Source organism: Streptomyces sp. NPDC018833 (assembly GCF_044390825.1).
In the GTDB taxonomy this organism is placed as follows: domain Bacteria; phylum Actinomycetota; class Actinomycetes; order Streptomycetales; family Streptomycetaceae; genus Streptomyces.
This window is the reverse complement of record NZ_JBIRZM010000016.1, coordinates 66,704-91,953: the sequence shown is the minus strand read 5'-3', so window position 1 is coordinate 91,953 and position 25,250 is coordinate 66,704. Positions and strand designations below refer to the sequence as shown.

Annotated in this window: 21 protein-coding genes; 7 read left to right on the top strand and 14 right to left on the bottom strand. The window is 72.0% G+C overall.

The features are described 5' to 3' along the window. The first annotated feature begins 263 nt into the window (after positions 1-263). The 4 genes from ACH5AF_RS27605 to ACH5AF_RS27590 all read left to right on the top strand — a co-directional run bounded on the left by ACH5AF_RS27605 (position 264) and on the right by ACH5AF_RS27590 (position 5,357). Complete coding sequence (locus tag ACH5AF_RS27605; RefSeq protein WP_398905232.1) at positions 264-839, top strand: TerD family protein; 576 nt, start codon at positions 264-266, stop codon at positions 837-839. 156 nt (positions 840-995) lie between these two features. Beyond that, a complete protein-coding gene (locus tag ACH5AF_RS27600; RefSeq protein ID WP_398905230.1) occupies positions 996-1,694 on the top strand; it encodes a 4'-phosphopantetheinyl transferase family protein in 699 nt (232 codons plus the stop codon). Positions 1,695-2,486: 792 nt separating this feature from the next. Next, positions 2,487-4,301 (top strand): prolyl oligopeptidase family serine peptidase, encoded by a 1,815-nt coding sequence (locus tag ACH5AF_RS27595; protein WP_398905228.1) that lies wholly within the window; start codon positions 2,487-2,489, stop codon positions 4,299-4,301. Between the two features lie 297 nt (positions 4,302-4,598). Then, entirely contained in the window at positions 4,599-5,357 is a 759-nt protein-coding gene (locus ACH5AF_RS27590) for an SURF1 family protein (RefSeq protein WP_398905227.1), read from the top strand. A 454-nt stretch (positions 5,358-5,811) separates the two neighbouring features. Here ACH5AF_RS27590 and ACH5AF_RS27585 read toward each other — a convergent pair whose 3' ends face one another. The 7 genes from ACH5AF_RS27585 to ACH5AF_RS27555 all read right to left on the bottom strand — a co-directional run bounded on the left by ACH5AF_RS27585 (position 5,812) and on the right by ACH5AF_RS27555 (position 12,411). Further along, positions 5,812-6,954: a hypothetical protein gene (locus tag ACH5AF_RS27585; protein WP_398905225.1), complete on the bottom strand. Its 1,143-nt coding sequence runs from the start codon at positions 6,952-6,954 to the stop codon at positions 5,812-5,814. Further along, a complete protein-coding gene (locus ACH5AF_RS27580; RefSeq protein WP_398905223.1) occupies positions 6,951-7,610 on the bottom strand; it encodes a SigE family RNA polymerase sigma factor in 660 nt (219 codons plus the stop codon). The genes ACH5AF_RS27585 and ACH5AF_RS27580 overlap by 4 nt, the downstream gene beginning before the upstream one ends. Positions 7,611-8,018: 408 nt before the next feature. Continuing rightward, entirely contained in the window at positions 8,019-9,095 is a 1,077-nt protein-coding gene (locus tag ACH5AF_RS27575; RefSeq protein ID WP_398905221.1) for an aspartate-semialdehyde dehydrogenase, read from the bottom strand. Then, positions 9,092-10,363 (bottom strand): aspartate kinase, encoded by a 1,272-nt coding sequence (locus ACH5AF_RS27570; RefSeq protein ID WP_215183939.1) that lies wholly within the window; start codon positions 10,361-10,363, stop codon positions 9,092-9,094. The genes ACH5AF_RS27575 and ACH5AF_RS27570 overlap by 4 nt, the downstream gene beginning before the upstream one ends. Positions 10,364-10,720: 357 nt before the next feature. Further along, positions 10,721-11,380 (bottom strand): DUF5063 domain-containing protein, encoded by a 660-nt coding sequence (locus ACH5AF_RS27565; RefSeq protein WP_398905219.1) that lies wholly within the window; start codon positions 11,378-11,380, stop codon positions 10,721-10,723. Further along, positions 11,373-11,972 (bottom strand): recombination mediator RecR, encoded by a 600-nt coding sequence (recR, locus tag ACH5AF_RS27560; RefSeq protein WP_398905217.1) that lies wholly within the window; start codon positions 11,970-11,972, stop codon positions 11,373-11,375. Before recR ends, ACH5AF_RS27565 begins: the two co-directional genes overlap by 8 nt. A 103-nt stretch (positions 11,973-12,075) precedes the next feature. Beyond that, complete coding sequence (locus ACH5AF_RS27555; RefSeq protein WP_398905215.1) at positions 12,076-12,411, bottom strand: YbaB/EbfC family nucleoid-associated protein; 336 nt, start codon at positions 12,409-12,411, stop codon at positions 12,076-12,078. Between the two features lie 324 nt (positions 12,412-12,735). Between ACH5AF_RS27555 and ACH5AF_RS27550 the strand changes: the two genes are divergently transcribed. Beyond that, positions 12,736-13,485, top strand: a complete 750-nt coding sequence (locus ACH5AF_RS27550) for an SLATT domain-containing protein (protein ID WP_398905213.1) — start codon at positions 12,736-12,738, stop codon at positions 13,483-13,485. A 458-nt stretch (positions 13,486-13,943) separates the two neighbouring features. Here ACH5AF_RS27550 and ACH5AF_RS27545 read toward each other — a convergent pair whose 3' ends face one another. The 5 genes from ACH5AF_RS27545 to ACH5AF_RS27525 form a co-directional block, all read right to left on the bottom strand. After that, positions 13,944-14,825, bottom strand: coding sequence for an SGNH/GDSL hydrolase family protein (locus ACH5AF_RS27545; protein WP_398905211.1), 882 nt, complete (start codon positions 14,823-14,825; stop codon positions 13,944-13,946). Positions 14,826-15,135: 310 nt separating this feature from the next. After that, positions 15,136-16,083: a class I SAM-dependent methyltransferase gene (locus tag ACH5AF_RS27540; protein ID WP_398905209.1), complete on the bottom strand. Its 948-nt coding sequence runs from the start codon at positions 16,081-16,083 to the stop codon at positions 15,136-15,138. A gap of 84 nt (positions 16,084-16,167) precedes the next feature. Then, positions 16,168-16,818 (bottom strand): hypothetical protein, encoded by a 651-nt coding sequence (locus ACH5AF_RS27535; protein ID WP_398905207.1) that lies wholly within the window; start codon positions 16,816-16,818, stop codon positions 16,168-16,170. Positions 16,819-16,950: 132 nt separating this feature from the next. Then, positions 16,951-19,383, bottom strand: a complete 2,433-nt coding sequence (locus ACH5AF_RS27530; RefSeq protein WP_398905206.1) for a dolichyl-phosphate beta-glucosyltransferase — start codon at positions 19,381-19,383, stop codon at positions 16,951-16,953. Next, positions 19,380-20,135, bottom strand: coding sequence for a GntR family transcriptional regulator (locus tag ACH5AF_RS27525; RefSeq protein ID WP_398905345.1), 756 nt, complete (start codon positions 20,133-20,135; stop codon positions 19,380-19,382). The genes ACH5AF_RS27530 and ACH5AF_RS27525 overlap by 4 nt, the downstream gene beginning before the upstream one ends. Positions 20,136-20,239: 104 nt before the next feature. On the opposite strand from ACH5AF_RS27525, the gene ACH5AF_RS27520 reads away from it, so the two are divergent. Then, positions 20,240-20,695, top strand: coding sequence for a hypothetical protein (locus ACH5AF_RS27520; RefSeq protein ID WP_398905204.1), 456 nt, complete (start codon positions 20,240-20,242; stop codon positions 20,693-20,695). A gap of 658 nt (positions 20,696-21,353) precedes the next feature. Here the strand turns inward: ACH5AF_RS27520 and ACH5AF_RS27515 are convergent. Continuing rightward, entirely contained in the window at positions 21,354-22,367 is a 1,014-nt protein-coding gene (locus ACH5AF_RS27515; RefSeq protein WP_398905202.1) for a GlxA family transcriptional regulator, read from the bottom strand. Positions 22,368-22,482: 115 nt separating this feature from the next. On the opposite strand from ACH5AF_RS27515, the gene ACH5AF_RS27510 reads away from it, so the two are divergent. Beyond that, positions 22,483-23,430: an NADP-dependent oxidoreductase gene (locus ACH5AF_RS27510; RefSeq protein ID WP_398905200.1), complete on the top strand. Its 948-nt coding sequence runs from the start codon at positions 22,483-22,485 to the stop codon at positions 23,428-23,430. Positions 23,431-23,483: 53 nt separating this feature from the next. Here ACH5AF_RS27510 and ACH5AF_RS27505 read toward each other — a convergent pair whose 3' ends face one another. Beyond that, positions 23,484-25,202: an FG-GAP repeat domain-containing protein gene (locus ACH5AF_RS27505; protein ID WP_398905198.1), complete on the bottom strand. Its 1,719-nt coding sequence runs from the start codon at positions 25,200-25,202 to the stop codon at positions 23,484-23,486. Between the last annotated feature and the right edge of the window lie 48 nt (positions 25,203-25,250).

Sequence of the window (25,250 nt, the reverse complement as noted above, 5' to 3'; positions counted from 1 at the left end):
CTGCTGTCCGGGCGTCTGCGGTGCCTGCTGGCTGCTGGCTGCTGGCTGCTGGCTGCTGGCTGCTGGCTGCTGGCTGCTGGCTGCTGGCTGCTGGCTGAGGGGCCGTCGACCGTCCCGCGGCCGTCAAGGCGGCGGGCCCGGCTTCACCCGAGCCGGTTGTTCCGCTACGGCGGGGAACCAGTGACGGTGTCCACTCGTTGGCTCGGTCGGGCAAAGAAATCGTCAAGAGGCGCGGCCCGCGCCGGATTGCGCAGGGGATTTCCATGGGTGTCAGCCTTTCCAAGGGCGGCAATGTCTCGCTCACCAAGGAGGCCCCGGGCCTGACCGCGGTCATCGTGGGTCTCGGCTGGGACGTCCGCACCACCACCGGTACCGACTTCGACCTCGACGCCAGCGCCCTGCTGGTCGATGCGAACGGCAAGGTTCTGTCCGACCAGCACTTCGTCTTCTTCAACAACCTCAAGAGCCCCGACGGCTCCGTCGAGCACACCGGTGACAACCTCACGGGTGCGGGCGAAGGCGACGACGAGCAGATCAAGGTCGACCTGGCGGGCGTCGCCGCCCAGGTCGACAAGATCGTGTTCCCGGTCTCGATCCACGAGGGCGAGAGCCGCAGCCAGTCCTTCGGCCAGGTACGCAACGCCTTCATCCGCGTCGTCAACCAGGCGGGCGGCGCCGAGCTGGCGCGCTACGACCTGAGCGAGGACGCGTCCACGGAGACCGCCATGGTCTTCGGCGAGCTGTACCGCAACGGCGCGGAGTGGAAGTTCCGTGCCGTCGGCCAGGGTTACGCCTCCGGTCTGCGCGGCATCGCGCAGGACTTCGGCGTCAACATCTGACCCATAGCGGGGTGCTCGGATCCCGGCCCGCGCCACGGGCCGGGGCCGGCACCCGGTCACCGTACGACCGCAGCGGTGAGTGCGCGGTGTGATGTGTGACGGTGATGCGTAAACATCAGGGTCGGCGCGGCGCGCCGTGCAGTACGGTCGCAGCCAGTGCACAGTGCGACCGATGCGGAGGACGTGATGGCCGGCGACATGGCTCAGCCGTTGCCAGGGCTGGAGTTGGTGTGGTCCGGCCGAGTGCCCGAGCACGCCGAGGAGGCCGTCGCGCACGCGCATGTGCTCGACGCCGAGGAGTCCGCTCGCCTCGACGTGTTCCGGCGCCCAGAGGACCGCGACGCCTTCGCCGTCGCCCATGTGACGCTGCGCCGGCTGCTCGGCGAGCGTCTGGGACAGGCACCGAAGGACGTGTCGCTCGTACGGGAGCCGTGCGCGCACTGCGGCGGGGCGCACGGTCGTCCTTACGTGCCAGGCAGGGCCGTCCACTTCTCCCTTTCGCACACCAGCGGCATGGTGATGATCGCGCTCGCTGCCGCTCCCGTGGGCATCGACGTCGAGCTCCTGCCCGCGCCCGGCACAGCCGACGACGTCGCCACCCAGCTGCACCCGGACGAGCAGGCGGAGCTGGCCGCGCTTCCCTCGGCGGAGCGGACCGTCGCGTTCGCCCGGTGCTGGACGCGCAAAGAGGCGATGCTCAAGGCGATGGGCGTGGGCCTGAACGAGGACCTGGCCCTCGCCTATGTGGGCAGCGGTGCCCAACCGGTGTCGCAGGACCTGTGGTTGATCGCCGACCTGCCCGCCGACCCCGGTTATGCGGCGGCCGCCGCCGTGCGCCGCCCGGGCACGCTGTAGAGCGACGTTCCGGCACACCGCCGTCTTGGACGGGTACCGGTGGGCCGCCCAGGCTGCTCCCTTCGCCGTTCCGCTCCCTGGCGCGGACCGGGAGCCCGCTCGTCGGGACCATGGGATTGCTCCGGAGCGAAGGCATGCGTCGGATGCGGTGCCTCCGGAGTGACCGCCCTCCGTGCCGGCTGCCGGCACGAACGAGTCGACGCGCCCGCGGCTGTTGCGGCCGCGCTCGCGCCCGCTGCCCGTCGGTCCGCGCCCGCGGTCGTTACCCGGGCGGGACGAGTCGACGGCCCGCTACCGCTTGCCCTGCGGCCGTTGCGGGCGAGAGCGGGCGGCGTGCTCGCCGGTCCGCGCTCGCAGCCATACCGACGGGGGGCGAGCCGGCGTACCCCTCTGGAGGGAACCGGCGGGCTGTGGCGGTCCGTTCGGCGGCGGCGTCCCACCAGCCCGGTCGGGAAGGCCCGTCGGCCCGGGCCGTGCGCTGGTCGGGGTGGAGCCCGAGACGGCGCAGCGTGTCGGCGCGGACGTCGACGGAGAACCATCCGCGCCATCGCCCGTCGGGCCCCGGCCCGCGGGCGAGCCCCCACGAGATCTCGCTCACGGCGAAGGGCGTCCAGTCGATCCCGCGCTCAGGCAGTCAAGCGCGGAGGGCGGCGAGCGGGCCCGGGCCGCGGGACACGTTCTCGCCGGCGGTGACGGTGATCCACTGCGGATCGGCGGCTCGGGAATCAGATATGCCGCCACGTTATCCACAGGCTGAGGAGAGTGTCGGCGGTTTCCGCTTTGATAGGGGGCATGAACGACGCACTCAGCACACCCGACATGCCCGGCATGCCCGACTGGGAGAAGCGCTTCCGTGCGCCTCGTGTCTCTCTGCCGGACTGGGCCGAGGACGCCCCCGACCGCGCGCTGTTCGTGTCCAACGCGACGGGGACGTACGAGCTGTACGCATGGGACCGCGCGACGGGCGGCCGGCGGCAGGTCACCGACCGGCCGAACGGCACCACGGACGGCGTGCTGCCACCGGACGGCGAGGCCATCTGGTGGTTCTCGGACACGGACGGCGACGAGTTCGGCATCTGGATGCGGCAGCCGTTCGGCGGCGGTGAGGACGTGCCCGCGGCCCCAGGCCTGGAGCCCTCCTATCCGGCCGGGCTCGCCATAGGCCGGGACGGTACCGCCGTGATCGGCCGTTCGACGGACGAGGACGGCTCGACCATCCATGTCGTACGGGCGGGTGCGCAGCCCGTCGAGATCTACCGGCACCGGGAGTCGGCGGGGATCGGCGACCTGTCCCGCGACGGGACGCTGCTCGCCATCGAGCACACCGAGCACGGGGACGCGATGCACTCCGCGCTGCGTGTGCTGCGGCTGGACGGTGCGGTGGTCGCGGAACTCGACGACACCGAGAACGGCAGGGTCGAGCTGGGCCTGGAGGTCCTCGGCTTCGCACCGGTCGACGGCGACACCCGGCTGCTCGTCGGGCACCAGCGGCGGGGCCGCTGGGAGCCGATGATCTGGGACGTGGCGAGCGGCGAGCAGACCGACCTCGCGACAGACCTCCCGGGCGATGTCGACGCCCAGTGGTATCCGGACGGCTCCGCTCTTCTGATCGCGCACGACTTCGAGGCGCGCGGCGAGCTGTGGCGCTACGACCTGGCGTCGCGCGGGCTGACGCGGATAGAGACCCCGGCCGGGTCGGTCTCGGGGGCGACCGCCCGCCCCGACCGCACCGTCGAGTTTCTGTGGTCCTCCGCCGCGCAGCCGCCGCAGGTGCGCTCGACGGGCGGCGGCGTCGTGCTCGACCCGCCGGGGATGAAGGCGCCCTCGTCGGTGCCGGTCGAGGACGCCTGGGTGGAGGGCCCCGGCGGCCGGATCCACGCCCTGGTCCAGAGGCCGGCCGGCGCGAGCGGCCCGCTGCCGACGGTCTTCGAGATCCACGGCGGCCCGACGTGGCACGACAGCGACGCCTTCGCCGCGGGCCCGGCGGCCTGGGTCGACCACGGGTATGCGGTGGTGCGGGTCAACTACCGCGGTTCGACGGGTTATGGAAGGGAGTGGACGGACGCGCTCAGGCACCGCGTGGGGCTCATCGAGCTCGAGGACATCGCAGCGGTCCGCGAGTGGGCGGTCTCCTCGGGTCTCGCCGATCCTGCCAAGCTCGTGCTGTCGGGCGGCTCGTGGGGCGGCTATCTGACCCTGCTCGGGCTCGGCACCCAGCCCGACGACTGGGCCCTCGGCCTCGCCGCAGTGCCGGTCGCGGACTATGTCACTGCCTACCACGACGAGATGGAGACACTGAAGGCAATGGACCGCACCCTCCTGGGCGGCACCCCGGAGGAGGTGCCCGAGCGTTTCGAGGCGTCGTCGCCGCTGACGTACGTCGACGCGGTCCGCGCGCCGGTCTACATCTCGGCGGGCGTCAATGATCCGCGCTGCCCGATCCGCCAGGTGGAGAACTACGTGGACCGCCTCGCGGCCCGCGGCGCGGTCCATGAGGTGTACCGGTACGACGCGGGGCACGGCTCGCTCGTGGTGGAGGAGCGCATCAAGCAGGTGCGGCTGGAGATCGCCTTCGCCGAGCGGCATCTGAGCGGGGGCGTGGCATAGGCCGGGGCGGCGGACCCCAGCCCCGGCCCTGACCACGCCACGGTCCCGCACCCGGGACGAGGAGCCGCGGGCACGGACCGACGAGGAACGCGGGTCCGGGACGAGGGACAGCAGGCCCGGCCCCAGGACCAGGGACTGTGGCCCCGCACCCCGGACGAGGGACAGCGGCCCGGACCCCGGACGAGGGACGAGGGCCCCCGCACCCCGGACGAGAAACAGCGGGCACACTCCCGGGACAGGGACCGCGGGCACGGACCCGGGACCAGGGACCGCGGGCACGTTCCGTACCGTGGAGGGGTGTACCGATTCCTGCTGACGCCCCGCTGGTGGGGGATCAACGTCTTCGTCCTGCTGGCGATCCCGTTCTGCATCGTCATGGGCTCCTGGCAGCTGGGCAGGTTCGAGGACCGCGTCGACAGCCACCGGGAGGCCGAGCGGGGGGCCGGTCGGCAGGAGCAGCGCGCGGCGGCCCCGCTGGAGGAGTTGCTGCCCGTCGACAAGGAGACGTCGGGGCGGCCGGCCACGGCGAGTGGTCGGTACGGGGAACAGTTCCTCGTACCGGACCGTGAGCTGGACGGCAGGCGCGGTTCGTACGTGCTGACGCTGCTGCGTACGGACACGGGCCGGACGCTGCCGGTGGTCCGTGGCTGGCTGGCCGAGGGCGAGCGCGCACCGGCGGCCCCGTCGGGCGAGGTGACGGTGACGGGCGCGCTGCAGGCGTCCGAGACCGTGGGTACGGACGGAGTGCACACGGCGGGGGGTCTGCCCCGCGGCCAGCTGGGCATGATCAGCGCGGCTTCGCTGGTGAACCTGGTGCCGGACGACGTGTACGACGCGTGGGTCACGCTGACGAAGGCGGACAGCGGCCTGACGGCGGTGCCCGCGTCAGCCCCGGAGAACAGCGGCCTCGACCTGAAGGCGTTCCAGAACCTGGGCTACACCGGGGAGTGGTTCGTGTTCGCGGGCTTCGTGCTGTTCATGTGGTTCCGACTGGTCCGCCGCGAGGCGGAGGCGGCCCGCGACCGCGAACTCGGGCTGCCGCCCGAGATGGCCTGACACCGGCTCTCCGCGACCCGGCCCTCCCACCCACCGGGAGGTCTTGCCCGGGCCACGGCCCCCCGGCTGCGGTTGGCCCCCGCACCGGCTGACGCCCCCGCCGGCCCGGTGTGCGCTGGACCCCGCCGGCCCGGTGTGCGCTGGACCCCGCCGGCCCGGTGTGCGCTGGCCGGCCCGGTGTGCGCTGGACCCGCGCGAGACGCGGCGGCACACGGCGCCCGGGGCTTACGCCGCCCCCCGCTCCAAGTGCCGACGCGTCACGCTGTGGCTCCGGCGCCGCACCCCGTGTCCCTGCGCCGCCCCCCGTCCCCGGGGCCGCCCTTCGCCTCGCAGAGCAGTCGGATGGCATCCGCACGCGGCTCCACGACGCTGTACGTCCCCCTGGGCCCTCGCCCGCCCCGGCGGCTCTGCCATCCGGCGATCCGGCGGGCAGCCCGGCGACGGCATCGCGTCGTCACTGGCCCCGGAGCACTCCCGTGCGGTAGATCGTTCCTGCGCAGGCGTTCGTGATCGTCGCCTGGGCGCTCGGGGCGCCCGCTTCCGCGGTGTGGGTGACCGCCACGCTGCCGTCCTGCGTGCCGCCGTCCTCCTCGACCATCTGGGTCTGGGTGTTGTCCCCCGCCGTGCCCGTGCCTGCGCTCGTGCCCCCCGATCCGGCGTCCGAGGGTGACGGGTCGGGCGAGGGGCCTGCCGTGGGGCAGGTGTCGGAGGGGACCCACGCGAACTTCACCTCGTACGTGGCCGACGGCTTCAGCAGCAGCGATGCCGCCTCCGCCGACGGCTCGGGCAGGCCGCCCGCCGGGTCGCCAGTGGTATGTGCGACCACGCTGATCCGGGCCGGATCGGCCGCGCCCATGGCCTGGAAGGTGACGCTGCCGCCCCCGCCGACGGTGCAGTCGACCGCCGACACGTTGGCGATGCTGAAGGTGCCGTAGACCTTGCCCTCCGGGTCCGGCGGGTTGGTCTCCGCCGAGACGACACCGAGGTCGCCGCCCGCGCACACCGGCACGCTGTCGCCCGCACTGCCCGGCGGGACCGGTTCGCCCGAGGCACCGTCGCCCGCGCCCGCGCCCGGCTGCTCGCCGGGCGCCGCGCTCGTGGGGTTCTCGACCTCGGGGTCCTGGCCGCTGCCCTTCGAGGGGGCCAGCGGGTCCTTGTCCCCTCCGGTCGCTCCCGGGTCGTTGCCGGTGCCGCCCTGGGCCTGTTCGCCGTGACCGGCGTTGACCGGGTTGGCCTGGTCACCGCCGCCGGCGTTCGCGACGTGGACGAACGCGGGCACCGCAGTGCCGATCAGCAGCACCGCCGCCGCTGCGCCAACGAGCGCCTGGCGCTTGCGGGCGCGTCGCGCCGGGACCGCCCGGCGCAGGTGGTCGAGCGCGCCGTCCGACGGCTCGAGGTCCTCGACGACGCCGTGCAGCATCCTGCGCAGGGCCTCCTCGTCACCCTCCACTCCCGCACCGTCGGGAATCTCGTCGGGGCCTGTGCCAAGGCCGCTCAGCTCGTTCTCCGGCCCGTCGCTCACTTTTCCGTTCCCAGTCCGGTCGTCGAACGGCCCGTCCGGCCCGTAGTGCTCATACCTGTCCGTGTGCCTGCTCATGCCGTGGCCTCCATGGCGACGCGCAGCGCCGCGATGCCCCGCGAGCCGTACGCCTTCACCGAGCCGAGGGAGATCCCCAGCGTCTCGGCCACCTGCGCCTCCGTCATGTCGGCGAAGTACCGCAGGACCAGCACCTCGCGCTGGCGTCGCTGGAGCCCCCGCATCGCCTTGATCAGTGCGTCCCGCTCCAGCTGGTCGTATGCGCCTTCTTCCGCGCTCGCCATGTCGGGCATCGGCTTGGAGAGCAGCTTCAGGCCCAGGATGCGGCGGCGCAGCGCGGAGCGGGAGAGATTGACGACGGTCTGGCGCAGGTAGGCGAGGGTCTTCTCGGGGTCCCGTACGCGCGAGCGCGCGGAGTGGACCCGGATGAACGCTTCCTGGACGACGTCCTCGCACGATGCGGTGTCGTCCAGGAGCAGGGCGGCGAGACCCAGCAGCGACCGGTAGTGGGCGCGGTAGGTCTCGGTGAGGTGATCGACGGTCGTGCCGGCAGCCATGGCGTCGTCAGCGCCCTGCGGCTGGGCCGGGATGCGCGTCCGCGGTGCGGGCATGGGTGCGATCACCGGCATGCCACCGGCCTGGCGGGGCCTGCGGATCGGCCGCAGCGAAGTGCCGCGGACGGGGACCACCCCTGCGATGTCGAGAACCTCTGCCACGCCTGTTGGACACGCTTCCCCCCGTCAGGGTTGTACGCGCACGCCACCGCTTTTGACGGTGCACCAAATGCCCCTATGCGCACTCGCTCATCCCCCATGCCCCATTGATTACGGCACCGTCCGAGGCGACCGCAAAGACGCTTCCCGCCCAACTACCGGTTGCAGCAAGGAGGGAAGCGCATAGTCGAACACGCTGGCGCCCAAGTTCAAGTGGTTCAGACTTCGACTACTTCACAGGGCGTGCATCACAGATCCTACAAAGCTCCTCAGACGGCTGGATCCGATTATCGGTCCGTTGTCGGCAGCCGTATCCCCGGGCCACGGCAGACGGCCAACGCGCCACCCCGACGCCAACGGGGACCGCGCCACGGTCCACCGGCAACGCGCCACCGAGCAACGCGCCGGCGCTCAGAGCTCGGCCGCCACCGTCTCCGCGATCTGCGCGGAATTCAGCGCGGCCCCCTTGCGCAGGTTGTCGCCGCACACGAAGAGCTCCAGTGCCGAGGGGTCGTCCGGCGCCTGCCGCACCCGCCCGACCCATGTCGGATCGGTGCCCACCACATCCGCGGGTGTCGGGAAGTCGCCCGCCTCCGGGTCGTCGTAGAGGACGACACCCGGCGCGGTCGCGAGGATCTCGTGCGCCCGCTCGACCGAGACCTCGTTCTCGAAGCACGCGTGCACGGCCAGCGAGTGGGTGGTCAGCACCGGGACGCGTACGAACGTCGCCGCCACCTTCAGCGCGGGCAGGTCGAGGATCTTGCGCGTCTCGGAGCGCAGCCCCAGTTCCTCCGAGGACCAGCCGCCGTCGCGCCAGTCGCCCGTCCACGGCACGACGTTCAGCGCGAGCGGCGCGGGCAGCGGTCCGAGCCCGTCGTCGCCCACGGCACGGCGTACGTCCCCGGGTCCCGTACCCAGCTCCGTACCGGCGACCAGGGACAGCTGAGTGCGCAGGGCGTCCACGGCGTCCCGCCCGGCGCCACTGGCGGCCTGGTACGAGGACACGACCAGTTCCCGCAGGCCGAACTCGGCGTGCAGCGCTCCGACGGCGGGCGCCAGCGTCAGCGTCGTGTCGTGCGGGCTCGCGACGATGCCGCGCGGCCGGACCCGTACACAGTGCCGGTTGACCTCGGGGACGACCAGCGGGACGGCCGGATCCATCCGGAAGGCCGGGGAGTTGTCCACGACCACCGCGCCCTTGGCCACGGCGACGGGCGCCCACTGCTCGGAGACCTCGCCCGGCACGAGGAACACCGCGACGTCGATGCCGTCGAAGAAGTCCTCGCCGAGCGCCACGACCTCGCACTCCTGCCCGCGCACGGCCAGCTTGCGGCCGGCCGAGCGCGGGGAGGCGGCGAGTCGGATCTCGCCCCAGATGTCCGCGTGCTGCGACAGGATCTGGAGCATCACCGCGCCGACTGCTCCGGTCGCTCCGACGACCGCGAGCGCCGGCTTGGGCGGCCCGTCGGCGAGCCGCCGTCGGTTCATCGGCCGGTGCCTCCGTAGACGACCGCCTCGTCGGAGTCGGAGTCGAGCCCGAAGGCGGTGTGCACGGCGCGCACGGCCTCGTTGACGTCGTCGGCGCGGGTGACCACCGAGATGCGGATCTCGGAGGTCGAGATCAGCTCGATGTTCACGCCCGCGTCGGACAGCGCCTCGAAGAAGGACGCGGTCACACCGGGGTTCGTCTTCATACCGGCGCCGACCAGGGAGATCTTGCCGATCTGGTCGTCGTAGCGCAGCGAGTCGAAGCCGATGGCCGACTTCTGCTTCTCCAGGGCGGCCATGGCCTTGGCGCCGTCGGTCTTCGGGAGGGTGAAGGAGATGTCCGTCAGCGCCGTGGTGGCCGCCGAGACGTTCTGCACGACCATGTCGATGTTGATCTCGGCATCGGCGATGGCACGGAAGATGGCCGCGGCCTCGCCCGGCTTGTCCGGGACGCCGACGACCGTGACCTTGGCCTCGGAGACGTCATGGGCGACTCCGGAGATGATGGCGTGCTCCACCTTCTGATCCCCTCGCGGTTCGTTGCTGACCCAGGTGCCGCGCAGTCCGGAGAAGGAGGAGCGGACGTGGATCGGAATGTTGTATCGGCGTGCGTACTCGACGCACCGGTGCAGCAGCACCTTGGAGCCGGAGGCGGCGAGCTCCAGCATGTCCTCGGAGGAGATCCAGTCGATCTTCCGGGCCTTCTTGACGACCCGCGGGTCGGCGGTGAAGACGCCGTCGACGTCGGTGTAGATCTCGCAGACCTCGGCGTCCAGCGCGGCGGCCAGCGCCACCGCCGTGGTGTCGGACCCGCCACGCCCCAGCGTGGTGATGTCCTTCTTGTCCTGGGACACACCCTGGAAGCCGGCGACGATGGCGATGTTGCCCTCGTCGAGCGCCGTGCGGATCCGGCCCGGCGTCACATCGATGATGCGCGCTTTGTTGTGGACCGAGTCGGTGATGACGCCTGCCTGGCTGCCGGTGAACGACTGGGCCTCGTGGCCCAGGTTCTTGATCGCCATGGCCAGCAGGGCCATGGAGATCCGCTCTCCCGCGGTCAGCAGCATGTCGAACTCACGCCCGGCAGGGATCGGGGATACCTGCTCGGCGAGATCGATCAGCTCGTCCGTCGTGTCACCCATCGCCGACACCACGACGACCACCTGGTGGCCGTCCTTCTTGGCATCGACGATTCGCTTGGCGACCCGCTTGATGCCTTCGGCATCGGCAACGGAGGAGCCTCCGTACTTCTGCACGACAAGGCCCACGTGCGCTCCTCGCTCGGTCTTCTGCAGTCACTACTGCGGTCGGCTCAGTCTATCGAGCGACCGCGATACGCCCCTGTGATGTCACATGGTGAGATGTCCCGCTCACCACGTGATCAACCAGGAAGGGTCCAGGAGGTTCGCGGCCGCTCGGATGGCTGCTGCCCGGGGAACGGCGGGGTACGCAGGTTTGTGGGCCGGCTCACACGTTCGCATACCGGTGGCTGTCAGCCCCCGACACGGGCCGGTGACCTCAGCGAGGCCTCGCAGGGGACGCCCCGCCCGTAGGCCGCGCCGGCGGAGCCGTGTCGATGAGGCGGATCACGAGCGGCGAGGGCCCCGTCGGGGCCGGTCGCCGGGTCAGGGCGTCCGGCGCAGCTCCGGCTGACCCAGGATCTCCTGGACCATGACCCGGCCCGCCTCCTCCGCCAGCGCCTCCTCCGTCAGGTCCTCGTCCGTGTCCAGGCCGTCGAGCGCGGCCAAGGGCTGGTCGAGGCGGACGTGGGCCACCAGGGACTGGAGGGCGCGCAGGGTGGCGGAGGCGGTGGGGCCCCAGTTGGAGAAGTACGAGAACTGCCACCACCACAGGGCCTCGGTGGTGCGGCCCGCGCGGTAGTGGGCGAGACCGTGGCGCAGGTCCGTGACGATGTCCGCGAGGCTGTCGGAGATACGCGAAGGGACCGGGGCCTTGCGGGGCTCGTACGGGTCGAAGACCTCGGAGAAGACGTCCACCGGGTCGAGGAGGACGGCGAAGCGCTCGCGCAGGTCGTCGACGTCCGGCTCAGGTCCGGTGTCCGGTTCGTACCGCTCGTCCGGCAGGATGTCCTCGTGCGCGCCCAGGCGCCCACCGGTCAGCAGCAGCTGGGAGACCTCCAGCAGCAGGAACGGCACCGCACTGTCCGGCTCGTCGCCCTTGGCGACCTCGGTTGTCGCCACGATGAAGGATTCGATCGAGTCGGCGATCTGGACCGCGAAGTCGTCCGGGTCCTGGCCTACGGCGTGCAGCATGGCGTCAGACATCGAGCAGTCGTCTCCCCTCGAAGGCACGCCCGAGCGTGACCTCGTCGGCGTATTCCAAGTCTCCCCCCACCGGGAGGCCGCTGGCCAGCCGCGTGACCTTGAGTCCCATCGGCTTCACCATGCGTGCGAGGTACGTGGCCGTCGCCTCGCCCTCGAGATTGGGGTCCGTGGCGAGGATCAGCTCCGTGACCGCGCCGTCCGCGAGGCGGGCCAGCAGCTCGCGGATGCGCAGATCGTCCGGGCCGACGCCCTCGATGGGGCTGATGGCGCCGCCCAGAACGTGGTACCGACCGCGGAACTCCCGCGTCCGCTCGACCGCGACCACGTCCTTCGGCTCCTCCACGACACAGATGACGGCCAGGTCCCGGCGCGGGTCACGGCAGATGTTGCACTGCTCCTGCTGGGCGACGTTGCCGCACACCGTGCAGAAGCGGACTTTGTCCTTCACCTCCAGCAGGGCGTGCGCGAGCCGGCGGACGTCCGTCGGCTCGGCCTGCAGGATGTGGAAGGCGATCCGCTGCGCGCTCTTGGGACCGACGCCGGGCAGCCTGCCCAGTTCGTCGATGAGGTCCTGAACCACGCCTTCGTACAACGGAACGCCTTTCCTGGCCTGCCTGCTTGTCGGCTTGCTGCTTACGGTAGTTGGTGAATATGACGCTTAGAAGGTCCTGACGGAACCGGTGGCAACTCGCGGATCAGAAGGGCATGCCCGGCATGCCGCCGAGGCCTTGCGCGAGCGGTCCGAGCTTGTCCTGCTGAAGCTGCTGGGCGTTCTCGTTGGCGGCCTGGACGGCGGCGACGACGAGGTCCGCGAGCGTCTCGGTGTCCTCGGGGTCGACGGCCTTGGGGTCGATGACGAGACCCCGCAGTTCGCCGGACCCGGTGACGGTGGCCTTCACCAGGCCGCCGCCCGCCTGACCCTCGACCTCGGTCTGCGCCAACTCCTCCTGGGCCCGTGCGAGATCCTGCTGCATCTTCTGGGCCTGCTGGAGCAACTGCTGCATGTTGGGCTGCCCACCACCGGGAATCACGGTCACTCCTGTCCGTACGTTGCTTCGATACGGCCGAGCCTACGTGGTCACCGGTCGCTATGCCCCACTCGGCGGTGACCAACTCTTTCGAGTGAGAGCCACGCGTCCCGATCAGGATCCCCTACCTGATCAAGGCCCCCGTGCGGGCGGAAATACGGGGATCGGGGACGCACAGACCACCATTCGGCGGTATGAAGGGCGTGCGCATCCGCGGGCGTATCAGAACGAACGCGCGCACCGTACGTCACACGGTGTAACGTCAGCACCTTTTGAGCACCTTTTCAGCGAAGCCGCAGAAGCCGTAGAGGGTAGAGGAGCGCACCGGTGAGCCAGCCGGAGATGCAGCCCGGGGGGCCGGCCCGGGAGGAGGGCGGCACCGCGCCGCTGGGTGATCTGAAGGGACGGGCGTTCCCGCTCGGGGACTGGGGAGAGCCCGCGGTCCGCCTTGACGAGCTCTACCGGTGGGTGGAGGCCGACGCCCTGCGCACGGCGGACTGGTACCTCGCCGACCGTGCCCGCAAGCGCCGCTGGGCCCGGCTGCTGCGCCTCGGTACGGCGCTGGGCGCGGTCGCTGGAGCGGCCCTGCCCCTGCTCGACCTCACGGGCGCGGCGGCGGGGGCCACACCGTGGGGGTACGTCTCGCTCCTGCTGGCCGCCGCCTGCGTGGCCTGCGACCGGTACTTCGGCCTCACCGCGGGCTGGATGCGCGACGTCGCCACGGCCCAGGCCGTGCAGCACCGGCTCCAGGTGCTCCAGTTCGACTGGGCGTCCGAGAGCGTACGGGAGGTGCTGGGGCCCACCGAGGGCACCGCGAGCGAGGCGGCCGAACGCTGCCTCGGGGTGCTGCGGCGCTTCTCGGAAGACGTCTCGGAGCTGGTGCGTACGGAGACGGCGGACTGGATGACCGACTTCCGCGCGGGCCCGGCGCCGCTGCGGCTGAGGCCCCTGTCCCAGCCCCGCCCGGAGGCGGGCCCGGCGCCGCAGTCCACGGGCGTGATCCAGGGCCGCTTCCCGCTGCCCCCGGGCACCCGCCCGAACATGCCCAGGCAGCGGCCCCCGGAGCCGCCGCGCTGAGCGTCGCCCGGGAGGGCGCCGGCCGAGCTGTAGGCGGCCGACCGGCGTCCGGCTGAGCGGTGTCCAGCCGGTGTCCGGCCGCTGTTCGGCCGCTGTTCGGCCGCTGTTCGGCCGCTGTTCGGCCGGCCAGTGGCTGCCCGGTGGCTGACAGGCGTCCAGCGGAGCGGTGTCCCCGGCCGACCGCCGGCTGAGCGATGCCGACTGACCATGGTCCGGCCCGCCGCCGGCAGGCCGGCGTCCGACCGGTGTCCGACTGACCAGCGTCTGGATGACCGGCGTCTGGCCGGCCTCCGGCCAACCGGCGGGTGACCAGCGCCATCGGCGTGAGCTGTGCCCCGCCGACCGGCGTCAGGCTGAGCCTGCGTCCCGCCGGCCGCAGGCTGATCAGCGCCATCGGCGTGAGCTGCGAGGCGTCAGCCGAGGCCGAGGGCCATGCGAGCCACGCGAGCAACCCCGCGTCAGCCGAGGCCGAGGACCGCGGCCGCCTGGTCCGCCATCGCGGCCTCGCCCGCCGCGTTCGGGTGCACCGGCACGACGTTGGTACCGAACAACAGCGGTTCGATCCAGCGCGTGCCGATCGGGCGGCAGGCGTCGTGGCCCTTGGACACCCCGGCCATGTCGACGAAGGTCACGCCGGTCTCGGCGGCGGCCTTCTCCACGGCCGCGTTCAGGTCGGTCTGCATCTGGTACAGGTAGGGCACATCGCCCTCGGCGACCGGCATCTTGAGGAAGCATCCGGGGACGCTCTGCTCGGGCATGATCCACGGGTAGCCGAGGATCGCGATCTCGGCCTTGGGGGACTTGGCCCGGATCTGGTTCAGGGCCGTCCTGATCGCGGGATACGTCTTGTCGGCGATGTCGTCCGAGAAGCTGCTGCCGTAGGTGTCCTTGCAGGGGCTGCCCTGACCGGCCGACAGCAGGCCCAGGCTGCCGCAGGCGAGGATGGCGCCGACGAAGGTGTTGTTGTCGTTGCCGCCGATGGTCAGCGTGACGAGGTCGGTGTCGCTCCTGAGCGCGTCGAACTGCGGGGCGACGCCGGGGTACTGCGCCGTGGTGAAGTGCTTGGTCTGCGCCCCGCCGCAGGTGACGTCGGCGAAGTTCGCCCCGGTGCGGGCGGCGAGCAGGTTCGGGTAGTTCCTCGTGGTGCGGGCGCAGAGCAGCGAGGCGTCCGGGTCGAGCGGGAGGACGCCCGAGCCTGCGCTGTAACTGTCGCCAAGGGCAACGTAGTTGAGCGGGTCGGAGACGGCCTGGGCAGGGGCGGCTGTCCCGAGTCCGAGTGCGGCAGTTCCAGCGGTCGCGAGGACCGCCGACAGGAGTCGTTTTTTGGCGTGAAAAGGCATGGGGGTGGCTCCTTCAGGCGAATGGTGCGGCTCTGGCATGCTCCGGCGTGCATGGCACCGGTCCACGGAGCCACGAGGGGATCGCCGGAGCGCGTTCACCCGATCGGTGCGAGAAGCGTAGGCGCGGCCTGGCCGGTGGCTGTTGTGACGGAATCCCAACCCTTGACGCTTTTTTGGTGAGCCGTCACCAAACCCCGGCGGGGGATGTGTGCTTGCCGTCCTCAAGCGCAACGGCCCCGGGGCGCATGCCCCGGAGCCGTTGCGTGGGAAGTCGTCGGAAGGAGGTCAGAGGGATGTGTCGCGGCCGTCCTCAGCGCGTGCGGCGGGACGTCAGCGCCCGCGTAAGGATCGGGGGGAGCAGGTCCCTGGCCAGGCGGCGGGGCAGGGAGCGGCGTGCGGGAGGGGGCGGCGGGGCCGGGCTCGTCGGCGGGACGACAGGTTCCGGCTCAGGCTCCGGGTCGGGCTGCGGGAGCGGCTCGTGCCGGGAGACGGGCGGGGACGGCGGCTCCGCCTTGGGGCCCTTGATACGGATCAGCGGCAGGCCCGCAACCTCCTCCACCCCGTGCCACACGTCCGTCCGCGTCGCCAGGAACGCGAGCAGGGCCTCGGTGACGGGGGCCGGGTCGCCCCATGTCCCGTACAGCTTGCTGCCCGTGATCACGATCGGCTTGAGGCCCGTCGTCGGCACCGCGCCCCACACCGCCGCCGAGACGCCCGGACAGTGCTCGGCGCGGAAGTCGTCGAACGCCACGATTCCGTCCGGCAGCAGCAGTTCGCGCGCCGCGGCGACGTCGCCGTGCACGTGCTCGTAGAGATGGGACGCGTCGACGTGGACGAAACGGCAGCTGGCCGGAGCGACGCGGGAGGTGATGACGGACGTCGGCGCCTGTACGACCGTGGGCAGGTCGTCGTGGAAGGAGAGGTAGTTGGCCTCGAAAGCCCGGCGCGTCAGCGTCGAGTACGAGCGGTCCATCTCGGCGCTGTTGGGGTCGTCGGGCGCCTCGGAGTCGAACAGGTCACAGACGGTGAAGGTCTCTCCTTCCCGCAGATACCCCCCGAGGAAGATCGCGCTCTTGCCCAGGTAGGCGCCGAGCTCCAGGAGGTCCCCCTTCCGGTCGGTGTCTCTCTGCCGGGCCAGGAACCAGCCGAAGACCATCTGGTCGACCGGCCAGAACCAGCCCTTGACGTCCGCGAACCGCTCCGGCCTGGGAAGTTCTTCCGCGGCCGTCCCCTCGGTGGGGGTACTTGTCTGCGACATGCCCCGGTCCTACAGGCACAAGGTGTCCGGGGTCCGTCGGCCGTCTGTCCGGCGCCTTAAGCACCGAAGGCGCGTACGCGTCCGTCAACTGAAAATGATCATTGAGCCCTGGCCGAGGCTCCGCGTCGCCGCCGCGTGCAGCCCCAGCCACACGTGCCGCTCCCGCGCGAACGGGCTCTCGTCGTACGGAATGGGACTGGCCGGCTCCTCCAGGGCGGTGGGACGCTCCGGCGGCGCCGGGGCGGTCGGCGGGTCCGCCGGGTCGATGCCGATCGCCGGGGCCACGTACTCCAGCTCCCGCAGCAGGCCCTGGGTGGAACCCAACGGTCCGCCGCCCTCCAGCAGTTCGTCGTTGAACAAGGGCGCGGCGAAGTCCACGGGGACGTACGCGCCCGCGTGGTCGTAGTGCCACACCAGGTGCGACTGCTGCGCCGTCGACTCGAACATCTCCAGCAACTGCTCGTAGTCCCCGCCCAGTTCGTCGACCGGCGTCACCGCGAGACCACACAGTTGCAGCAGGTAGGCGCGCCGCAGGAAGTGCAGTGCGTCGTAGTCGAAGCCGGCCACCGGGGCGACGTCGCCCGAGAGGCCCGGCATGTAGGCGAAGACGGGCACGGTGGGCAGACCGGCGCCGGTCAGGGCCTTGTCGTAGGAGGCGATCTCTTCGGCGAAAGGATTGTCGGGGCTGTGGCACAGCACGTCGACAAGGGGGACCAGCCACAGGTCACAGGCCAAGGGAAGGCTCGCTCTCAGCGGTTCGGGACGGGTGACACCCACGGCCGTCCGGCCGTAGGGGGAAGGGGGTGAGGTGCGCGGACGGTGGACGGGACAGCGTAATGCCGTGCGGTGGAGCGGCGAAGAGGGCCCTCATCGCGTACCGCCTTTTGCCCCCATGTCCCATATCCATACCCCGGCCACCCGCTCCCCCGGTCTGCCGAGCAGTTTCGTGACCGTCTCGTAGAGCGCCTGTTCGTTGTACTGCGGCGCCAGCACCACCACGCCCGCCTTCCAGGCGGCCAGGTCGGCGCGGGCCTGCGCCTGCCAGTTGGGGCCGATCACGGGCACCCGGCCGCTGTTGCGGACCTCCCCGAGGAGGTTGGAGGTGTGCCGGGGTGTCGCGCCGTAGATGCCGATGCGGTCGGGGCCCCACGGGCCGTTGAAGTATCCGCCGGCGACCGGGAATCCGAGGCCGGTCGCCGACTGCCAGTGCAGGGCCTCCGCGCTGCCCGGCGTCGGCAGCGGCACGGTGACCAGCGACTCGCCCTCGCCGAGGTAGGAGCGGTAGGTGCCCTGGGTGATGAAACCCGGTATCTCCGCCCGTTCCCGTACCGGGTACGGCGTCGGGAGCACCGGCACCAGAGCCGCGGCCAGCGCCGTGAAGCCGGCGGCCCGCAGGGCCCGGGACCGGTTCCCGGCCGCCGTGAGACGGTCCGCTGCGAGCGCGAGCAGCATGCCGAGCACGGGTGCGCAGACCATCGCCACGCGCGACTCGATGACCGACTCGAACAGCGGCTGGTGCGCGAGCGCCCGCCAGGGCCCGGTCAGCACGATGTCGGTGTACGGGATGCGGAACGTCCGCCCCAGCGAGAGGAACGCGGCGGCCACCGCCGTGAAGGCGAGCGCCTTCACCAGTGCCAGCCGCCACCACTGGATCACGATCGCGACTGCCACCGCGAGCAGCGGCCAGCCGAAGAAGGCGTTCTGCTCGGTGCGGTTCATCGCGAGCGGATCGGCTCCCGCGTCGGAGCCGAGCAGGGCGCGGCCGGAGAACTGCAGGAACGCCAGCGGGCTGTTGCCCGCGTTGTCGCCGTGCAGCACGCTCTTGTAACTCTGCGGCCCGAAGAACTGCCAGCCCAGCGGGAACGCCTCCAGCGGCAGGCACACCAGCAGCGCGATCCCCAGGCCGCGCAGCAGCGGCCGCCACGCCGCCCGCGCCACATCGCGCCGCGCGAGCGCGTAGGACAGGGCGAACAGCAGCATGCCCACGGCGGCGAGCAGCAGCGGCTCCTCGCCGAGGAAGATCTGGTACGCCGCGAACAGGCCGAGCAGCACCCCGTCGCGGACCACGTTCCTGCCCTCGCACAGCCGCAGCGCCCGGTCGACGATCAGCGGCAGCATGAACAGGACGAGGAAGTTCGGGTGCGCGTTGCCGTGCGAGATCATCGGCGGCGCGAAGGCGGCGAACGCCCCGCCGAGCGCGGCAGCGGCCCTGTTGCGCACCAGCCGCCGGGCGATCAGCCAGTACCAGGACACGGCGGTCGCGGTCAGGCCGAGAGTGAGGACGAGCGCCCAGGTGACGGTCGGGCCGAAGACCAGCGTGATGGGTGTGAGGGGCACGGAAAGGCCCAGCATGACCGTGTTGGCCATCAGGTTCACGCCCTCGGGATGGCCCTGGAGGGTGGTGAACAGCGGGTTGCGCAGATGCGTGACGTTGTCCGCGGTGACCGCGAAGAACCACTCCCACTGGTTCTGGTCCTGGCCGGCGTCGCGCAGATAGCCGCGGTCGAGGTCCGTCCACAGCCCCTTGTAGAGCAGCACGGACGCGAGGAGGAACAGACAGGCGACGGCCAGGTCGGCGCGGCGCACGGCGCGGGTCCGCAGCCGCAGCAGCTCCAGCAGCACCCTGCCGTAGTCCGCGGGCCTGACCTTGGAGCCGGCGACGTGCGACCAGCGCACCGGGACCTCGGTGACCGGCCAGCCCGCGCGCCGGAAGAAGCGCAGGATCTCGACGTCGATGCCCCAGCCGGTGAGCCGGGAGTCGGCGAACGCCGCGCGTGCCTTGTCCCCGTCGAAGAGCTTGAAGCCGCACTGGGTGTCGCGGATGCCGGGCACCGCGACGAGACGTATCAGCCGGTTGCCCATGCGGCCGAGCCATTCCCGCACGAGGCGCTGGTGGACCTCGATCCGGGCGTCGGGGTGGCCGCGGGAGCCGATGGCCGCGGCGGCACCGGTGGCGGCGAGCTCGTCGTCGAGATGGGCCAGTTCCTCGATGGGAGCGGCCAGGTCGGCGTCGGTGAACAGCACCCGCCGCCCGTAGGAGGCGAGCACGCCCATGCGCAGGGCGTGGCCCTTGCCGCGGTTGGTCTCGCTCGACACCAGCTGGATACGGGGCTCGTTGGCCGCCGCCTCCTGGGCGATCTTCGCGGTGGCGTCGGTGGAGCCGTCGTCGACGACGATCAGTTCCCAGCCGCCCCAGCGCTCCGGGTCGGCGCGCAGGAAGGCGCAGATGGCGTCCAGCGTCGGGCCGAGCCGCTCCTCTTCGTTGTACGCCGGTACGACGACGCTCAGGTCCACGCTCACCGCTCGCTGCCGGCCGGCCGACTGCCGTGGGGGCGGCGCGCGTGGACGGGGTCGCCTGGGGGCGACGCGGCCTCCAGCCGGTCCGCCCACGCCAGCGCGTGCGCGTTGTAGGCGCGGATCTCCTCACGCACTCTCTCGGCGTCACCGCGGGTCACCGCGTCCACTACGGTCTCGTGCCCGCTCCACAGCCAGTCCGACAGCTCAGGGTCGGCGCGCAGATACGGCACGGCGAAGACCCACGCCTGGACGCGCAGCCGGTGCAGGAACTCGGATATGTAGCGGTTGGTCACGAGCGCTGCGAGTTCGCGCCAGAACCGGAGGTCGTAGCCGATCAGAATGTCCAGGTCACCGGCGCGGGCCGCGCGCGCGGCCTCCTCGGCCCGGCGGCGTACGGACACAAGGCCCTGGCTGGTGAGGGTCGAGAGGCAGCACTCGGTGCGCTGCCGGAAGACGCCGTCCACCACCATCGAGCGTGCCTCGATCATCGTGCGGTAGTCGTCGACGGAGAACCGGTGCACCTTGAAGCCGCGGTGCTGGTCGGATTCGAGCAGTCCCTGCGCGCACAGGTCGACCAGCGCCTCCCGCACGGGTGTCGCGGACACTCCGTACTGGTCGGCGATCTGCTTGACGGTGAACTCCTGCCCGGGCTGGAGCCGCCCGGCGAGCACCTCGTCACGCAGCGCGTCCGCGATCTGCTGTCGCAGGGTGCTGCGGGTGACGGCGGTGCCGCCGCCGGTGGCGTTGCCGGGCATCGTGGTGGCCTTCTCCTTCTGCTGCGGTTCCGGACACGATAGGCCAGGGGTCGTGGCGGAGTCGTGGGGCATGGGGCCCGCACCGTGACAGAAGCGAGGCGGATGTGACGGATGTGTTCGAACCGGCCGACGGGGACGGGAGCCTGGTGGCGGAGGCCGGACGGGCGGCGGAGGTCCGCACGGCGTTCGAGGGCCTGTTGCAGATCCGCCGTGTGACCAACACCGCGGCCGCCGACCCGGCGGCCGTGCCCGCGCCCTGGGAGCTGAACCGCATGGTGCGCGCGGTGTCCCTGGCGCTGGAGGCGGCGGGCTTTGCGCCGTCAGCGGTCGACGCCGAGGGCGCGAGGACGGCGACGGGCTACCGCGTGCGGCCCGGCGAGCGCCCGGCCACGGTGTACGTGGAGTGGCTGGGCCCGCCGGGCAGCGGCGCCCAGCAGACGGAGGAGGCGGAGCTGACGGCCTGCGCGGCGGCCCTGGGGCGACTGGGCTGGGAGGCGCTGCTCTACCGGGGCCCGCGGCGCAGACGTTTCCTGGAGGTGGAGGCGCTGCGGGGTGGGTGAGCCGCGGCCGGGGTGTGGCGGCGGGCAAGAGTCGACCCGGGTTGCGCGCGCCGGGCCCGCACCCCAGGCGTGAACCGACCTCAGCCGCGCCGAAGGCGCAAGCCACCACCGGCGTGGCGCGGCAGCCGCCGCCGGGCCCGCACGGCAGACGTGAACCGTCCCCGCAGTCGTGCGGGGCGCGCCTGGCCGACCCCACGGCACACGGCACCCACAAGCCGCCGGGCCGCCGGGCCGCACGGCAGACGTGAACCGACCCCAAGTCACGCCGAAAGCGTGAGCCACCACCAAGGTGCGGCGGCAGCCGCGACCCGACCCCGGCAGCGCGGACGCACGGCCGACCCCACGTCACACGGCACCCACAAGCCGCCGGGCCGCCGGGCCGCCGGGCCGCACGGCAGACGTGAACCGTCCCCGAGTCGCGCGGGGCATACGGCCGACCCCCGGTCGCGGGGCAGGCATGAACCGCCGCCTGGCGTGAACCGGCCCCGAGTCACGCCGGAGGCGTAAGCACCGCCGGGGTGTGGCGGCAGGCAAGGGTCGACCCGGGGTGGCGCGGAGGCGTGAGCCACCGCCAAGGTGCGGCGGCAGCCAGGCGGCGCGGGCGCACGAGCCGACCCCAACGTCACGCCCGAAGCGTGAGTCGCCGTACGAACCGGCCCTATGGGGCGACCAGCTCGCCACGTGCCCCGGCCGGCTTGCCGGCCCCCGCGCGGAACGTCTGGCGGTACGACGTCGGCGACACTCCCATCGCCGCCGCCATGTGCTGCCGCAGTGACGCCGCCGTGCCGAAGCCGGACTCCGCGGCGACCCGGTCGACGGGATGGTCCGTCGTCTCCAGCAGGCGGCGGGCGTGCTCCACGCGCTGGCGGGTCAGCCACTGGACCGGGGTCATGCCGACCTCCTCGCGGAAGCGTCGGGAGAACGTCCGGACGCTCATCCGGGCGTGCGCCGACAGCTCGGCGAGGGTGAGCGGGCTGCCCAGCCGGTCGAGGGCCCAGGCGCGCGTCGCGGACGTCGACGCCGCCGACGACGGCGGTACGGGTCGTTCGATGAACTGGGCCTGGCCGCCGTCCCGCCACGGCGGCACGACGCACAGCCGCGCCACTCGGTTGGCGACCTCGCTGCCGTGGTCACGGCGCAGCAGGTGCAGGCACAGGTCGACCCCGGCCGCGACCCCCGCCGCCGTCAGCACGTCTCCGTCGTCGACGAACAGCACACCGGGGTCCACCTCGACGCGGGGAAAGGCACGTTGGAACGCGTCGGCCTCGTTCCAGTGCGTGGTGGCGCGGCGTCCGTCGAGCAGACCGGCGGTGGCGAGGACGTACGAGGCGGTGCAGATGGAGACCACGCGGGTGCCGGGGCGGAGCGTCGTGAAGGCGGCCGCGAGCGGCGCGGGCAGCCATTCCTGGACCCGGCCCGGGCCGCAGCTGAACGGCGGGACGACGAGCGTGTCCGCGGTCGCGAGAGCGTCGAGCCCGTGCGCGACGGTGACGGAGAAGTCGGCGTTGGTGCGGACCGTGCCGCCGTCGAGTCCGCAGGTGATCACCTCGTACAGCGGTTCGCCGTCCGGCCCTTGGGCGGTGCCGAAGATGCGGCCCGGGATGCTCAACTCGAAGGGATAGACACCGTCGAGCGCGAGGACGACGACGCGGTGCGGGGCGGAAGGAGCCATGGCCAGATCCTTGCACATCATGGCCATCCAGCCACTCGAATGCGGCTTCCCGCTGCCGCAGGGTTGGTCCCGGGCCTCCGACCGGGGGTCAATTCCCTTTGGAGGAGCGGACATCATGCGGGACGTCATGCAGGCCATCAGGCAGGACACACTCGGCGGACCGGACGTGTTGAAGATCGTCGAGGTCGACCGGCCCGAGCCCGGCCCCTCGGAGGTCCTGGTGCGGGTCCACGCCGCCGGGGTCAACCCGACGGACTGGTGGCACCGTTCGACGGGCGGACTGCTCGGCGAGGGACGCCCGGTGCCGCTCGGCTGGGACGTCTCCGGTGTCGTGGAGGCCGTCGGGCTCGGTGTGACGGTGTACCGGCCGGGCGACGAGGTGTTCGGCATGCCACGGCTGCCCGAACCGGCAGGCGCCTATGCCGAGTTCATGACCTCACCGGCCCGTCACCTGGCCCGTAAGCCGGCCGGGATCTCGCACGTCGAGGCGGCCGCTCTGCCGATCGCCGCACTGACGGCGTGGCAGTCGCTGGTCGACACCGCCGGCGTGCGCCCCGGACAGCGGGTGCTGGTCCACGCGGCGGCCGGGGGCGTCGGGCATCTGGCCGTCCAGATCGCGAAGGCGCGCGGCGCGTATGTCATCGGCACGGCGAGCGCGGGCAAGCACGCCTTTGTACGGGGCCTCGGCGCGGACGAGGTCGTCGACTACCGGACGACGGACTTCACCGCTGCCGTCGCGGACGTGGACGTGGTTCTGGACGCCGTCGGCGGCGAGTACGGGCCGCGTTCGCTGGAGGTGCTCCGGCCGGGCGGCACGCTGGTGTCCATCGCCTCGCCCGCGGAGGCGCACCTCGCCGGGGCGGCCGAACAGCGCGGCCTGCGCGCGGGCTTCACCATCGTCGAGCCCGACAACGGCGGGCTGCGGGAGATCGCCGCGCTGGTGGAATCGGGCCGCCTGCGCGTGCACGTCGACACCGTGCTGCCGCTGGAGCAGGCGGCCAAGGCGCACGAGATCGGCGAGACGGGCCGGACGCAGGGAAAGATCGTGCTCACCGTGGTGTGAGCGGACGCCCCGGGGCGCCGCCGCATGGGCGGCGCCCCCGGAGCCGTGTGTGCCTAGTACAGGCCGGAGTACGTGTTCCAGCCGGTGCCGATCTTCGCCCTGGGCAGGAAGCCGCCCTTGCCGTTGGAGTCGTAGCGGTAGAGCACGCCGTCGCCCGTGCGGGCGACGAGGTCCGCACGGCCGTCGCCGTTCATGTCGCCCGGCGTGGCCAGCTTGGTGTACTGGCCCCAGCCGGAACCGATCAGCTTCTTCGCCGCGAACGGCGCGGAAGCGACGCCCGTACCCTGGTACAGGTACAGGTTGCCGTCTTTGGCACGCGCGATCAGGTCCGCGCGGCCGTCGCCGCTGATGTCACCGGCGCCAACGAGCACGTTGAACTGGCCCCAGCCGGAACCGATCCGCTGCTTCGCCGCGAAGCCGGTGCCGCTTCCGTTGCCCCGGTAGAGGAACAGCTCGCCCGCCGAGTTGCGGGCCAGCAGGTCGCCCTTGCCGTCACCGGACAGGTCACCCGGACCGACGAGGGCGTTGTAGACGCCCCAGCCGCTGCCGATGTGCCAGGGGCCACCCGAGCCGTCGCTCACGGAGTAGTTGTACAGGTGGCCGTCGAAGACCTGGAACAGGTCGGCGTAGTTGTCGTCGTCGAGCGAGGACACGACCGAGATCTTCGCGCCCTTCCAACCGCCGTCGTCACTGACCTTCTGCCGGGGCGCGAACTGGCCGTTGTTGCGGTCGTAGTACCAGTAGAGAGTGCCCTGGGTGTCGAGGCCCCACAGCTCGTCCTTGCCCCACGAGGACATGTTGCCGGCGTTCGCGAACTGGCTGAGGGGGTTCCAGCCAGTGCCCTCCTTCACGCGCGGCACGAACGCGCCCGTGCCGGTGGACGTGTAGCGGTACAGGTCGCCGTTGTGCGCCCGTGCCAACAGCTCGGCGTTGCCGTCCTCGTCGAGGTCGTCGAGGCTGAACAGCGTGTTGTAGATGTTCCAGCCGCTGCCGACCTTGACCCTGTCCTTGAAGGGACGGCTGGGCTCGCCGGTGCCGCTGTAGAAGAACAGCTCACCCGCGGTGTTGCGGGCGAAGAGGTCCGCGATGCCGTCGTTGTTGACGTCGTTCACGCCGGCGAGCTGGTCGTACTGGCCCCAGCCGGAGCCGACCTTCACGCGCGACGCCAGCGGCTCGGCGCCGCCCGGCGTCGCCCGGTACAGGAAGAGCTCGCCCGCGAAGTTGCGCGCGAGGACGTCGCCGGCGCCGTCGCCGGTCAGGTCGCCGGGCGAGAACACCTTGTTGAACTGCTGCCAGCCCGTGCCCGACCAGTAGACGCTCGGGTAGTACGGGTCGTTCACGTGCGCCGCGAGGCGTCCGGACGCCGACAGGGTGAAGTGGACCGGGCCGTCCGGGCGGAGGCCCGCCACCGAGAAGACGTCCTTGAAGACCTGCGAGCCGGACCCGTAGCCGTCGGAGAAGTTCATCTCGTGAGCCTCGGCACCGGTCGAGACGATCACCTGGCCGTCGTTCCTCAGGAAGATCATGTCGGACCAGCCGTCACCGTCCACGTCGCTGCGCGGCGCGGCCAGCGGGGCGCCCTCGTCCAGGGAGCTGAGCGCGCCGCGGTTCACCTCGGGGCGCGGCAGGTCCAGGCTGGGCAGCGCGGTGTCGCCGGATCCGGGCCGTTCGACGGTGGGGCGCGGCGCGGGGGCGTTTTCGGCATGGGCGGCCGGGGCCGCCAGCAGCATGCCGGCGGCGAGGGCGATCGCGGTGCCGGCGGCGACGCGCATGCGGGCGCGAGCGCTGGTGGTTCTGTGTGGACCGGCTGCGGCGCAGCC

Coding starts and splice junctions, on each gene's coding strand:
- ACH5AF_RS27605 (WP_398905232.1), top strand. CDS start 264: ATGGGTGTCAGCCTTTCCAAGGGCGGCAATGTCTCGCTCACCAAGGAG.
- ACH5AF_RS27595 (WP_398905228.1), top strand. CDS start 2,487: ATGAACGACGCACTCAGCACACCCGACATGCCCGGCATGCCCGACTGG.
- ACH5AF_RS27585 (WP_398905225.1), bottom strand. CDS start 6,954: ATGAGCAGGCACACGGACAGGTATGAGCACTACGGGCCGGACGGGCCG.
- ACH5AF_RS27575 (WP_398905221.1), bottom strand. CDS start 9,095: ATGAACCGACGGCGGCTCGCCGACGGGCCGCCCAAGCCGGCGCTCGCG.
- ACH5AF_RS27565 (WP_398905219.1), bottom strand. CDS start 11,380: ATGTCTGACGCCATGCTGCACGCCGTAGGCCAGGACCCGGACGACTTC.
- ACH5AF_RS27545 (WP_398905211.1), bottom strand. CDS start 14,825: ATGCCTTTTCACGCCAAAAAACGACTCCTGTCGGCGGTCCTCGCGACC.
- ACH5AF_RS27540 (WP_398905209.1), bottom strand. CDS start 16,083: ATGTCGCAGACAAGTACCCCCACCGAGGGGACGGCCGCGGAAGAACTT.
- ACH5AF_RS27525 (WP_398905345.1), bottom strand. CDS start 20,135: ATGCCCGGCAACGCCACCGGCGGCGGCACCGCCGTCACCCGCAGCACC.
- ACH5AF_RS27515 (WP_398905202.1), bottom strand. CDS start 22,367: ATGGCTCCTTCCGCCCCGCACCGCGTCGTCGTCCTCGCGCTCGACGGT.
- ACH5AF_RS27510 (WP_398905200.1), top strand. CDS start 22,483: ATGCGGGACGTCATGCAGGCCATCAGGCAGGACACACTCGGCGGACCG.
- ACH5AF_RS27505 (WP_398905198.1), bottom strand. CDS start 25,202: ATGCGCGTCGCCGCCGGCACCGCGATCGCCCTCGCCGCCGGCATGCTG.